General features: G+C 70.7%; 9 protein-coding genes and 1 pseudogene. 3 read left to right on the forward strand and 7 right to left on the reverse strand.

The genetic code is table 11. The features are described 5' to 3' along the window. Window positions 1-393, reverse strand: a pseudogene (locus G3I60_RS40165) (hypothetical protein); the annotation flags it as partial. Window positions 394-662: 269 nt separating this feature from the next. On the opposite strand from G3I60_RS40165, the gene G3I60_RS40170 reads away from it, so the two are divergent. Then, window positions 663-1,895, forward strand: a complete 1,233-nt coding sequence (locus G3I60_RS40170) for a cytochrome P450 (RefSeq protein ID WP_164608443.1) — start codon at window positions 663-665, stop codon at window positions 1,893-1,895. A 58-nt stretch (window positions 1,896-1,953) separates the two neighbouring features. Next, a complete protein-coding gene (locus G3I60_RS40175) occupies window positions 1,954-2,508 on the forward strand; it encodes an acyl-CoA thioesterase (protein ID WP_138356135.1) in 555 nt (184 codons plus the stop codon). A gap of 73 nt (window positions 2,509-2,581) precedes the next feature. Here the strand turns inward: G3I60_RS40175 and G3I60_RS40180 are convergent, their stop codons facing one another. After that, window positions 2,582-3,982, reverse strand: coding sequence for an LCP family protein (locus G3I60_RS40180; RefSeq protein ID WP_343242005.1), 1,401 nt, complete (start codon window positions 3,980-3,982; stop codon window positions 2,582-2,584). A gap of 248 nt (window positions 3,983-4,230) precedes the next feature. On the opposite strand from G3I60_RS40180, the gene G3I60_RS40185 reads away from it, so the two are divergent. After that, window positions 4,231-5,262, forward strand: coding sequence for a glycosyltransferase family 2 protein (locus tag G3I60_RS40185; protein ID WP_164298703.1), 1,032 nt, complete (start codon window positions 4,231-4,233; stop codon window positions 5,260-5,262). Between the two features lie 59 nt (window positions 5,263-5,321). Here G3I60_RS40185 and G3I60_RS40190 read toward each other — a convergent pair whose 3' ends face one another. From G3I60_RS40190 to G3I60_RS40210, 5 genes are all read right to left on the reverse strand, one after another. Beyond that, window positions 5,322-7,067 (reverse strand): LCP family protein, encoded by a 1,746-nt coding sequence (locus G3I60_RS40190; protein ID WP_164298705.1) that lies wholly within the window; start codon window positions 7,065-7,067, stop codon window positions 5,322-5,324. A 5-nt stretch (window positions 7,068-7,072) separates the two neighbouring features. Then, entirely contained in the window at window positions 7,073-8,842 is a 1,770-nt protein-coding gene (locus G3I60_RS40195; RefSeq protein ID WP_275419179.1) for an LCP family protein, read from the reverse strand. Window positions 8,843-8,934: 92 nt separating this feature from the next. Continuing rightward, the gene (locus tag G3I60_RS40200) at window positions 8,935-10,608 is read right to left on the reverse strand and encodes an LCP family protein (protein ID WP_343241852.1); all 1,674 of its coding nucleotides are present in this window, start codon (window positions 10,606-10,608) and stop codon (window positions 8,935-8,937) included. A 219-nt stretch (window positions 10,609-10,827) separates the two neighbouring features. Then, window positions 10,828-12,012, reverse strand: coding sequence for an LCP family protein (locus tag G3I60_RS40205; RefSeq protein WP_232485706.1), 1,185 nt, complete (start codon window positions 12,010-12,012; stop codon window positions 10,828-10,830). Between the two features lie 304 nt (window positions 12,013-12,316). Beyond that, on the reverse strand, window positions 12,317-13,072 hold the full coding sequence (locus G3I60_RS40210) for a TIGR03089 family protein (RefSeq protein WP_164298710.1): 756 nt from the start codon (window positions 13,070-13,072) through the stop codon (window positions 12,317-12,319). Window positions 13,073-13,193: the final 121 nt, after the last annotated feature.

The raw sequence follows: 13,193 nt of genomic DNA on the forward strand, positions 1-13,193 counted from the left end.
GGCGCCGCCCGCGCCCGCGACGACGAACCCGCGCCGGTCGTGCAGCGCGGTGCCGGCGGTCGCGTCGAGCGCGGCCACGCAGTCCTGCGGCGTCCAGGCGACGCGCGCCGCCGTACGGTCGCCCACCGGCAGCCAGGCCGGCCACGGGGAGGAGGACAACAGGGCGTGCGGAACGCCGAGTTCGCTGGCGAGGGCCTGCTGGGTCTCCAGGTCGGGGACGACGCCGCGGTGCTCCCAGCGCCACGCCTTCTCCCGGCGCGCGGACATGTTGCCGACCCGGCGGGCCACGATGTCGACCACGTCCTGGTACGTCCAGCCGCGCTCCGCGCGTATACAGCTCAACGGGTGGCCCAAGGGCTGCTCCCCGTCGGTCACCGCGCGGTTCCCCGGCATGCGGTCCCCCTCCCCGTCCTCGGCTTTCGGATGCCGCACTGTAGCGCCGTCAAATGACCGGCTGTGAAAGTTCGTTGGCGCGGTGAGGCTACAGCGAAGCTACACGGGCGTTCCGACCGCGCCGCGAGGCCCTGATCCGGGCCTGGAGGCCCGGCTTCCGGGGGGCCTGGAGTGCCAGCGGTCGATGGCACCAAATGCCGTTCGCTGAACGGTTATTGACAACGGGGCCGCCGGAACGGTCAGCTTCTGCCATCCCCTTGGAGGCAACCATGACCTGCCCCGTCGACCACAGTCGCATCGCCCTCGACCCGCTCGTACGTGATCTTGTCGGGGAGGGTGCCCGGCTACGGCAGGCCGGGCCCGTGGTCGCGATCGAGGTGCCGGGCGGAGTCGAGTGCTGGGCCGTCACGCGCCACGCCGAAGCCCGCCGACTGCTCACCGACGCGCGCCTGGTGAAGGACATCAACCGCTGGGGTGCCTGGACCCGTGGGGAGATCCCCACGACGTGGCCGCTGATCGGTCTGGTCGCCCCCGGCACGAGCATGGTCACCGCCGACGGCGACGACCACAAGCGGCAGCGGCTGCTCACCGCCCAGGCGCTCACCCCGCGCCGGATGGAGCGGCTGCGACCGCGGATCGAGGAGATCACCCGCACGATCCTCGACGAGTTCGAGGCGGCCGGCGCGGGCGGCGCCGTCGTCGACTTCAAGGCCGTGTTCGCGTTCAAGCTGCCGATGCGCGTCATCAGCGAGCTGATGGGCGTCGAGGCCACCGAGCACACCCGGCTGCGCGAGCTGTACGACACCTTCTTCAGCAGCGTCACCCCCGCCGACGAGGTGCGGGCGGCGATGGCCGAGCTGTTCGCGTTCTTCGCGAGCGTCGTGGCGGAGAAGAAGCGGCGGCCGGGCGGCGACCTCACCAGCGCACTGCTCGCCGCCACCGAGGGCGGCGACCGGCTGTCCGACGAGGAGCTGGTCGGCACCCTCCTGGTCATGATCGCCGCAGGTCATGAGACCACCATCAACCTGATGGTCAGCGCCGTCCGCGGGCTGCTCACCCACCCCGACCAGCTGGCGCTCGTGCGCTCGGGAACCGTCCCCTGGACGGCGGTCGTCGAGGAGACGCTGCGCTGGTCCCCGCCGACCACCAACTTCCTGTTCCGCTACGCCACCGAGGACATCCCGGTCGGCGGAGTGGTCATCAAGGAAGGCGACGCGGTGATGATCTCCTACGGCGCGATCGGCCGGGACGAGGTGCAGCACGGGCCGACCGCCGAGGAGTTCGACATCACCCGCGACGCCGCCCGGCACCTCTCGTTCGGCTACGGCCCGCACGTCTGCCCCGGCGCCCCCCTCGGCAGGCTGGAGGCCCTGGTCGCGCTGCCCGCGCTCTTCGACCGTTTCCCCGGCCTCGCACTGGCCGTGCCCGAGGACCAGCTCGCCAACAACCCGTCGATCCTGGTCAACAGTCTGCGCGAGCTCCCGGTGCGGCTCCCGGGGTAGCGCGGGGGAGGGGTGTGCCCGGGAGGAGCGCGTCCGGGGCCCGGCTTATGGTGGACGCATGACCACCGATCTCGCCGGCAGTACCCCGGAAGCCGGGCTTCCGGGCAAGCCGACCGCGGCAGCCCGCACGACGCTGTCGCACATCATGACGGCGCACGACACCAATCTGCTCGGCACCGTCCATGGTGGCGTGATCATGAAACTCGTCGACGACGCGGCGGGCGCCGTCGCCGGCCGGCACTCGGGCGGCCCGGCGGTCACCGCGTCGATGGACGAGATGGTCTTCCTGGAGCCGGTCCGGGTGGGTGACCTCGTCCATGTGCGCGCCCAGTGCAACTGGACCGGGCGCTCCTCCATGGAGATCGGTGTGCGCGTCATGGCCGAGCGGTGGAACGAGTCCACCCCCGCGACGCAGGTCGGCAGCGCCTACCTCGTGTTCGCCGCGGTCGACGAGAACGGCAGGACCCGGCCGGTCCCGCCGGTGATCCCGGAGACCGAGACGGACAAGCGGCGGTACCAGGAGGCGCAGATCCGCCGGATGCACCGGCTCGCCCGCCGCGAGGCCATCAAGGAGCTCCGCGAGAAGCGCGCCGCCGAAGGATTCGACGACTAGGGCGCGCACCAGACACCGTGGGCCAGGCGGGACTTTCGCAACACGCCCCAAAGGCCTCCCATGGCCCGGCGGCTCAGGCGCACACCACCTGGTCGCCGGTCACCGCACCCGCCGCGCCGCCCGTGGCCGGTGCCGGATCCTGCGCCCGGATCGCCGTGACGCCCTTGTACCCGGCGCCGATGGTCACCTTCATCAGCGGTCCCTGCCCGACGGCCGGCACCAGCTCCGCGCCCGGCAGCGCGGCCGCCAGGGACTTCGCCGAACGGTCCCAGCGGGGGTCGAAGCGGATGACGGTGCGCGGCACGTTGTGCACGGTCGCGTTGCCGGGGGATCCCGTGGTGGCGAAGCCGGTGGCGCGCAGCGCCTTGTCCGCCCGGTCGCCGAGGCCGGTGACGGCCGTCCCGTTGTCGACGTGGACCCGGATCGAGTGCGGATCGACGTCCACCTGGACCTTCGACGACTGCCGGCGCTTGGCGTCGGCCGGGACCCGGACGGCCAGCGGCTGGTCCGCGCGGATCGCCGCCCAGAGCTTGCCGGCCTTGGCGTCGTCCCACTTCACCGTCGAGCCGATGCCCTTGACCTGGTAGCCCACGTTGCCGATCGGCACCGAGGTGAACTCCGAGGAGCCCGGGGTGAACCCGCGCAGGCCCTGGGCCAGCGAGATCAGGTCCTTCGGCTTGAGGTCCTGGTCGGCGCGGACCGACCCGAGCACCGTCGAGGCGATCCGGCTGAGCTTGACCGGGTCGGTGAGCAGTCCGCCGCTGGTGATCCGGTGGATGATCTGGGCGAGGAAGCGCTGCTGGCGCTGCATCCGGCCCAGGTCGGAGGCGCCGTCGAGGTGGCGGGAGCGGACGTACTGCAGGGCCGCGCCGCCGTTCAGCCGGGAGGTGCCGACCGGCAGGTCGAGGCCGGTGTACGAGTCCTTCAGCGGGCGGACCGTGCAGACCTGGACACCGCCGAGGACGTCCACCGACTTCATGAAGCTGATGAAGTCGATCTCCAGGTAGTGGTCGATGTGCACCCCCGTCATCTTCTCGACGGTGGCGACGGTGAGCTGGGGGCCGCCGTCCGCGTAGGCCGCGTTGATCTTCGCGGCGTGGCTGACGTGTTTGGCGCCGCTCACCGCGTCGTCGTGCGGCGGCAGCATGACGTAGCTGTCGCGCGGGATGCTGACGACGCTCACCCGGGAGCGGTCCTCCGACAGATGCACCAGCATGATCGTGTCGGTGCAGTGGCAGGGCGCTCCGCCGAGGTGGTAGCGCTCCTTGTCGGCCGGTTTCAGCCCGTCCCGCCCGTCGGTGCCGACCAGCAGGAAGTTGATGCCCTTGGTGCTGCCGGGGCGGTCCCGCATCCCGCCGAACGCGTCCACCCGGTCGATGCTGTCGCCCACTCCGCTGACCACGGCGTGGCCGACGCCGCTGGTCGTGATGATCGCCAGGGCCAGCCCGCCGGCGATCCGGGTGCTCCAGCGCACCGGCCGTCTGCCGGACCGTCCGCCGGGCTGTCTGCCGGACCGCGGGGCCTGCCGCGGTCCCGGCCGCCGGGCGGAATTGACCGGTGGACGGGGCCTGCGGGGCGGGGTGGCGGGCGGGCGAGCGGGTGGAACCGTCATCGGGGCGCACCTCCGCGGGAGACAGGGGACCCGGTCAGGCTAGACAAAACGGACAGTATTCAAAGCCCCCCACACGCTGGGGTCCCCCATTCGCGGTAACGTTTCCCGCGATGAACGCTGCCAACGACCCCGCCGCCCCCGCTGTCTCCGTGATCATGCCGGTGCTCAACGAGGAACGTCACCTGCGCGACTCCGTCCGGCACATCCTGGAGCAGGACTACCCAGGTGAGCTCGAGGTCGTCATCGCGCTCGGTCCCTCCGGGGACCGTACGGACGAGATCGCCGCCGAGCTGGTCGCGGAGGACCCGCGGGTCCACACCGTGCCCAACCCCACCGGCCGCACCCCGGCCGCGCTGAACGCCGCGATCAAGGCGTCCCGGCACCCGGTCGTGGTCCGTGTCGACGGGCACGGGATGCTCTCGCCGGACTACATCGCCACCGCCGTGCGGCTGCTGGCCGAGACCGGCGCGGCCAACGTCGGCGGCATCATGCACGCCGAGGGCGAGAACGCCTGGGAGGACGCGGTGGCCGCCGCCATGACGTCCAAGGTCGGCGTCGGCAACGCGGCCTTCCACACCGGTGGTGTCGCGGCCCCGGCCGACACCGTCTACCTCGGTGTCTTCCGCCGTGAGGTGCTGGAGCAGCAGGGCGGCTACAACGAGGAGTTCATCCGCGCCCAGGACTGGGAGCTGAACTACCGGATCCGTGAGGCCGGCCACCTCATCTGGTTCTCGCCCGAGCTGCGCGTCTCCTACCGGCCCCGGCCGAACGTGCGCGAGCTGGCGAAGCAGTACAAGAACTACGGCCGCTGGCGTCATGTCGTCGCCCGCTACCACCGCGGCTCGGTCAACGTGCGCTACCTCGCGCCCCCGGCGGCCGTGCTCGGCATCGCGGCGGGCATCGTGGTGGGCGCGGCCGTCACCCCGTGGGGCTTCGTGATCCCGGCCGGGTACCTCGCCGCCATCGGGCTCGGCTCGGTCCCGGCGGGCAAGGGCCTGTCGTTCGGGGCCCGGGTGCGGATCCCGGTCGCGCTCGCGACCATGCACATGTGCTGGGGCTGGGGCTTCCTCACCAGCCCGCGTTCCCTGGCGAACAAGGTCATCGCCAGCCGGCGTCCCAGTGTGACGACGGCCGGCGTCTGAACCCACCGCGCCGGCCCGGACCGCTGTCGGTCCGGGCCGGCGCCATGTCCGGGTGCCGGCTACCAGACGTAGTGGGCGCCCGGGTACGTGTTCACCTTCATGCACGCCGAGGTGTCGGCGCCGTTGAGCGCGGACGAGGTGGACGGCGCCTTGTCCGGCGCTCCGGAGCCCGAACCGCCCGCCGTCTTCGGGTACGTGGTGCCCGTACGCCAGTCGGAGCCGACGACCACCGTCACCTTGGTCACGCTCTTGGAGCTCCGTACCGCGCTGTCCGGCAGCCCCAGTGCCTTGGCCACCGCCTGGGCGTCGCCCTTCAGGGCGGCGCTCGGGTAGCTGACCGTGGTGTCGGTCTGCGGCTGCGGAGTGGTGTCGGAGGCGGCCCGGGTGAAGCCGAGGGTGCTGAGCCGGCCCACGATGGTCTTGGCGCGACCGCTCACCGCCGCCTGGGACGCGGTGGCGGTGCCGTTCCGCACGGTGACGTCGATCTCGCCCTTGGGCGCCGCCGGGTCGGCGGGCGAGGCGGTCACGGTGGCGGCCGCCCCGGGCGTCGGCGCCTTGGCCTTGCCGTCGACCGGGTTGTCCGCGCGCACCAGCGCGAAGAGCTTGTCGGCGTCACCCGGCTTCGGGATGACGTGCGCCTTGTTCTTCGGGTCCCAGTCCCACGGCATCGTGGTCATGGTGATCCGGTCGGCGGGCACCTTCTTCAGCTCGTTGCCCAGGTCGTACAGCTTCTTGACGGTGCCGAGGCCGGTGTCGACGGTGACCGACTTGGTCGCCGCCTCGGCGAGGCCGGTGAGCTGCCCGGGGTCGGTGAGCTTCGCGCCCTTCTTGAGCTCGCGGATCATCGAGTTCATGTACATGTGCTGCGCGTGCGTACGGCCGAGGTCGGTGCCGTCCTCGAAGCCGTGCCGGGTGCGCAGCCACTGCAGGGCCTGCTCGTCCTTGATGGTCGTGGTGCCGGCCTTGAGCTTCAGCCCGGACTGCTTGTCGTAGATGTTCTTGTCGACGCAGACCGGGACCCCGCCGATGGCGTCGGCCATCTTCACCACTCCGGCGAAGTCGACCATCATGAAGTGGTCGATGGAGATGCCCGTCATCTCCTCCCACGTGGCGACCGTACAGCCGGGACCGCCGTGCGTGAGGCTGGCGTTGATGATGTCCTCGGACTTCTTGTAGACCGTGCCGTCGTGCGGGTCGGTGCACTTGGGGATGGCCACCCGGGTGTCGCGCGGGATGCTGATGACCGTCATGTTGCTGCGGTCGGCCGACAGGTGCAGCAGCATCTGGACGTCGGCACGGGGCTTCTCGCCCCGGGTGTCCGCGGCGCCGCCGAGCTTGACGTTCTCGTCGGAGTTCCGGCTGTCGGAGCCCATCAGCAGGATGTTGAGCGGCGTCTGGCCCTCGGCGTTGGCCTGCGGCTTGGAGAGTTTCGCGTCGCTGAGGTTGAGCTCGTCCTTCTTGATGTTCGCGTTGAGGTGCTCGTAGTACGCCCAGCCCGCGCCGGCCGTGCCGAGGACCGCCACGGCGGTGCCGATCCCGATCCAGCGCAGGGCCCGGCGCCGGCGGCTCCGCGGCGCCTTGCGGGACCGGGAGCCACCCCGGCGGTGGCCGCTGCCCGCTGCCTGCCGAGACGTTTCTGCGGACGGCGAGCCAGGAGTCCGCGACGATGCGTCCGCGTACGGATCCGCGCCGGCCCCGCCGGCGTCTGACCCGTACAGACTGTCGTCCCAGCCCAGTTCGGAGGGGCTGTTCTGCGCGGGAACGCCGTTCCGCGTCGCCGTGCCTCTGGTTCGCCGGTGCTCCACGTCCTCTACTTCCACTGGTAGGGCTTGTAGACGTCCATGCAGCCCTTGTCGGTGCCGTTCAGCGCGTCCGCGTTGGTCGGGACGGAGCCGGCGCCCGGAGCCGTCTTGCCGTAGTCGGTGCCCGAGGTCCAGTCCGCACCGATGATCACGGTGACGGCCGTCACATCGGCCGAGGCCTTCACCGCGGCGGCCGGGATCTTCAGGGCGGTGGCGACGGCCAGGGCGTCTGCCCTGCCCTGCTCACCCGCGCTCGTCGGGTAGTTGACGACCGTGCCCTTGCTGGGCTTCGCGGACTGACTGGCCTTCGCCTTCGTGAAGCCGCTCGTGACCAGCGCCTTGGAGACGTTGGACGCGCGGTTCTCGACGGCCGAGCCGTTCTTGTCGCCCGCGGTGCCGTTCACGACGCTGACCGCGATGGTGGCCGGGGCCGCGGCGGCCGGGCCCGACTTGGTCGGAGCCGGCTTCGGGGTGTTCGCGGCGGTGCCGTTGGCGTCCATGGCGACGTCGTTGCGCAGCAGCGTCCAGATCTTCGCCGCGTCCGCCTTGGCCGGGATGTAGTGGGCGTCGGGGTTCAGCGGGTCGGCGAGGTGCGGCATCGTCAGCATCGTCATCCGGTTCGCCGGCACGCTCTTGAGCTCCATACCGAGGTCGTAGAGCTTCTTCGGCGTGCCGATCTCCTTCGAGACCCGGAACGCCTCCATCGCCTTCGTCGCCAGGTTGTTGAGGCGCGCCGGGTTGGTGAACAGGCTCTGGCTCTGCAGATTGCGCATCATCGAGTTGAGGTACATGTGCTGCGCCTTGGCGCGGCCCGCGTCGTCACCGAAGGCGTGCCGGGTGCGCAGCCACTGCAGCGCCTGCTGGCCCTTGACCGGCCAGGTGCCGGCCTTCATCTTCAGACCGGAGCCGCCCTTCTGGGCCGGGGTCGGATGGTCCCAGATGTTCTGCTTGACGCAGACCTCGACATCGCCGACGGCGTCGGCCATCTTCACCACACCGGCGAAGTCGACGGTCATCCAGTGGTCGATGTAGACGCCGGTCAGGTTCTGGATCGCCGCGCGCGTGCAGCCGGCGCCACCGCGGCCCAGCGACTCGTTGATGATGTCGTTCTCGGTCGCCTTGAACACCTTGCCGGTGGCGGTGTCCGTGCACTCGGGGATGGGCATCCGGGTGTCGCGGGGAATGCTGACCACCGACATGTTGCTGCGGTCGGCGGATATGTGGAGCAGCATGATGACGTCGGCGCGGGGCGGTTCGCCCGCCGTGTCGCGCGCGCCGCCCAGATCCTTGTTGGCCTCGGAGTCGCGGGCGTCGGAGCCGAGCACCAGGACGTTCAGCGGTGTGTCGCCGTCGGCGTTCGCCTTGGACGGCGCCACATCGCTCTTGCCGTTGTTCAGGTCACCGGTGCGGATCTTCCCGGCGAGGTATTCGTAGTACGCGTATCCCGCGCCGGCGCCGGCGAGGATGAGCAGCGAGAGCGTGCCCGCCACCCAGCGGAATATCCGGCTCTTCCGGCTGCGCGGCTGCCGCCGGCCACCGGCGCGGCGGTGTCCGCCGCCCCCGCCGCCCCCGCCGGTACCGCCGTTCCGCTGCCCGGGTACCGAGGCCGTGCCGGCGCCGACCAGCGACGGGTCGGTGACGGCGCCCGTGACGGTGCCCGCGCCGGGGCTCGGATGGGAGCCCGTACGCGAGGCGGTGCCGTCACCGGATCCGTCCCAGCCCTGGCCCCCGCCCTGGCCCCCGCCCTGGCCGAGGCCCTCGACCGGGTCCTGGTACAAGCTCTCGTCCCAACCGGGATCTCCCGGTCCCTGGGCGTCTCGCGCCCCACCGCCCCGTACACCGCTGTCCCGCATGGCCCCCCCTGGATACGTCATTTCGCGCAGACGCTCTTGTCGTCCGCCACGACCTTCTGAATTCCCTCCGGCGCCGAAGTCGGCGCGGCTATCGGTGTTCCCGCGCCCTTGAAGTCCTTGCCAAGGGTGAGCGTCATGTTGGCCTTGGCCGCCGCGTCGACCGTCCCCGGCTGCAGCGCGGACGCCGGCAGCCCCATCATCGCGGCCAGGGCGCGCGCCTGGTCGGCCTGGTTCGGCGCGTAGACGAGCGTGGTCGTCGCAGCCGTTCCGGCCGGGGCGTTGCCGCCGTTGGTGGAGCGGTTGACGGCCTTGTTGTTCTGCAGCCAGTTGATGGTGTCCTGTGCGGCCCCGGTCACGCCACTGCCGTTGAACACCTTGACGCGAACCTGTGACGCGGGGGCCTTGGAGCCGGACAGTTTGTCCGGGGCCTTGGAGGCGTCCGGGGTGCCCGGCTTCTTGGCCACCGCGGTCAGCGAGATGTCGCTCTTCACCATCGAGAAGACCTGCTGGGCCTTGGTCGGGTCGAGGATGACCGTCTTGTGGACCTTGCCGTCCGCCGGGTTGTCGATGACCGGGACGGTGGCGAAGGTGATGTTCTTGGTGTCGACCGCGCTGAGGTCCTTCGCGAGGTCGGACAGTTTCGAGATGCTGCCGATGGCACTGTCGACGGTGAGTGCCTTGGTGGCCGCGTTCGCCAGCTTCCACAGCTTGCTGGGGCTGGTGAGGGTGTCACCGGACTTCATCTGACGGATCATCGAGCCCAGGAACTGCTGCTGGAGCTTGATGCGGTCCAGGTCGCCGCCGAAGCCGACCGCGTGCCGGGTCCGGACGAACGCGAGCGCGTCGTCGCCCGACACCTTGTGGTGGCCCTTGCCGAGGTCGAGGTGGGACTTGGGGTCCTTGATCGGCTTGGCCAGGCAGATGTCGACGCCGCCGACCGCGGTCGACAGGTCCTTGACCGCGGTGAAGTTGGCCATCATGAAGTGGTCGACGCTCACCCCGGTCAGCGCCTTCACGGCGCGCATGGTGCACCCCGGGTCGCGGCCCTCCTGGCCGAGACTGGTGTTGAACCGGACCTTCTGCTCCCCGGCGATGACCTTCGTCGAGCCGTCCTTCTGCTTCGTCGGGCAGTCCGGAATGTCCGTGATCAGGTCGCGCGGAATGCTCAACGCGGTCGCGTTGGTGCGGTCCTTGGAGACATGGAACAGGATCGTGGTGTCGGCATGGCCGACGCTGCCCGCGTCGCCGTACTCCTTGCCGAGCCCCTCACGGCTGTCGGTGCCGATCACGAGGATGTTCACCGGACCGTCGGCGGTGACGTTCTTGTTGCCCGCGTCGCCGACGTCGACGGTGGTGATGTTGTTGTTGAAGTGCTGGTAGACCAGATAGCCGCCGATGGAGCCGGCGACCAGCACGAAGCCGACCGTGGCCGCGGTCCAGACGAGGGCCTTCTTCTTGCGGGACTTCCGGGGCTTGCCCTTGCGACGGCTCGCCCGGTTCGGTGCGTCCGAGGGGTTCGACGGGGTGCTGCGGGTGCCCTGCTGCTCGCGGCGCTCACGCCTGCCGCCCTGTGCGGACACGCTCGGTGACGGAGGCTGTTCGGGGTCTATCCGCAGCACGTAGCTGCCCGTCTCCGGATCAAGGACCCACTGGTCTGCCGGGTCGATGTTCCTGTGGCCTTGCGTGTCCACGGTTGCTCGGGTCCTCCGTCGGTGCCACGCGGCGCCTGCCCCCTGGGCGCTCGATCTTCTGGTCTTCCGTGTGAATGCGGGCCGGTTGACCATCCTCCGGGTCCGGCCGGATCGCTCACACTAGCCCCACACTTCAGCGTCTAGTCACGTGCGTGACAAATTCCACTCCCCTACAACTGGACAAACCATCCAATCCAACCGGCCTGTTGGTCATACCTTTTATTGCGCTTTACCACAGATGTCTTGGTCGGCCGTCGTGCCCGGAAACGTCGGTTCGCCCCCACTCGGCACCGGAGTCGGTTTCGTACCCCGCGACTTGCCGTCCTCCCCGCTGCCGGTGGCCGTGGGTTCGGCGACCGCCGTGGGTCCGGCGGTCGCGGGTGCGGTGGTCGCCGGCGCCGTCGGCTTCGGCGTCCCGTCCGTCGTCCCCGAGACCCCGACCGGCTTGTCCGCGCGGAGCGTGGCGAAGAGCTGATCCGCCTCGGGCTGGATGAGTTCGTCCCGGTCGTTGTTGTTGATGTACGGCTGGCGCGGCGCCGTCAGGAAGCGCACCGCACTGGTCGGGGTGTTCTCCAGGCTGCGGACGAGGTCGTACAGCTCGCCCAGCGAATCCAGGCCCGGGTCCGCGGTCAGCGACGACGTCGCCGCCGAGAGCAGCGGGTACAGCTTGGTCGGGTTGAGCAGCACACCGTCGCTGCGGATCTTGTTCACCAGCGAGGCCAGGAAGTCCTGCTGGCGGTTCATCCGCTGGGTGTCGCTGCCGTCGCCGATGCTGTACCTGGCGCGCACATAGCCCAGCGCCTGCTCGCCGTAGAGCGTCTGCTTCCCGGCCGGGAGGTTCAGATGCGCCTCCGGGTCGCGGATCGCCTTCGGCACGCACACCTCCACTCCGTCCACCGCGTCGACCATCTTCTTGAAGCCGCTGAAGTCCACGATCAGGTGGTGGTCGATGCGGATACCCGTCATCCGCTCGACGGTACGGATCGTGCAGGCCGCCCCACCGAATTGGAACGCCCAGTTGAACTGGACGTACTTCTCCTGGGTCATGGTTCCGTTCGCCTGTGTGCAACTGGGCACATGGGCCATCAGATCGCGCGGGATGCTGACCGCGGTGGCGCTGCTGCGGTCGGCGGACAGGTGCAGCAGGATCGTGGTGTCGGAGCGCTGGGTGCCGCTGTCCTTGCCGTACTCGGTGTTGCCGTTGCCGCGGTTGTCCGACCCGATGAGCAGGATGTTCTCGGCCGAGGTCGGACCGGGGGTGGGCCGTTCCGCCTGGATGCGCTCCAGCTCGTTGGCGGTCCTGAAGTCGGTCTTGATGTTGCCGTCGAGCTGCTGGTACAGGTACCAGGCGGTCCCGGTGCCCGCGAGCAGCAGGAGGACGGTGGAGAGGCCGAGCACACGCAGCCAGCGACGCCCCTTGCGCGCCGCGGGTGCGGCGGGCGGGGTGTCAGCGCCCTCGGCGCCGTCCCCGGCAGGCGACACGTCCTCCGGTTCCGGCGGCGGGGCGGGCGTGCCTCCTTGCGTGGTCACGTCTGCGCCCATCCCTCGGTGAGTCACTCGGTGCCGGACCCCTCGGGCGGAAAGGCCCGACCGGCACCCGTTCAGACAGCCGATTCCCGTTCATGGTTGCGTGACTTCGCTCTTCCCTTGGTCGGTGATCAACCCAGCATCCCCCAGGACGGCGCGGCGGGCCCGGGGGAGGGGGTCGCTATTGGGCCGTGTGGGTGACGCGCTCGCTCTTCTCCCGTTGTGCCAGCTGGTCGGCGGGCAGCCGGTCGAGGTGCCGGCACAGGACGACCGAGCCGTCCGCGGCCAGCGGTGCCAGCAGGCCGGCGGCCAGCCCGTCCCAGTCGTCGAAGGACCGGCCGGAGAGCAGCCGGGAGCCCTGGCCGAGGCCCAGCCCGGCGGCGCTCTCGCGGGCCCGTCCGACCACCTCGGCGGCTGTCAGTACCGAGCCGTCCGGGAGCTGGAGCGCGGGTGCGTCCGGGCCGACCGGGGCGTAGGGCGCGAAGCGGTCGCCCTGGCTGGGCACCTCGACCGCGTAGTCGGCGAAGCCGGCCGGCGGCTGCGGGAAGCGGCCGCCGAGCGGGCGCAGCGCGAGCGCGACCCGCTCGCCGTCGCAGGCCAGGGCGGCATCGAGCGTCTCAGGTCCGCTGACCACCAGGTCGGCGGCGGCCGGATCGCCGCCGGGGACGACGACCACTCCGGTGGAGAAACAGGCGAGCAGCCAGACCGCGGTCTGCCAGTGCGCGGGCAGCAGCAGCGCGAGCCGGTCACCGGGCTGCGCGCCGAGGTCGTCCTGGATCAGGTTGGCGGTCTTCGCCACCCAATTGCCGAACGTGGCCACGGAGAGTTCGACGCGTTCGCCGGTGGCGTCGTCGTAGAAGGTCACCAGCGGGCGGGCGGGCTCCGTCCGGAGGGCGTAATCCAGCAGGCCGGCGGGGGTGTTGGCGGTAGCGGTCACCCGGCTCAGGCTACCCGCCGCCGGGCCGGCGGCCCTCGCCCGGACGGGCGAGGGCGGAGGGTCGTTCCGGCGGACTGTCCGTCAGATCTCGACTGGACATATATGAGGCTTATGTAACGAT

This window comes from Streptomyces sp. SID13666 (assembly GCF_010548325.1).
GTDB classification, from domain to species: domain Bacteria; phylum Actinomycetota; class Actinomycetes; order Streptomycetales; family Streptomycetaceae; genus Actinacidiphila; species Actinacidiphila fildesensis.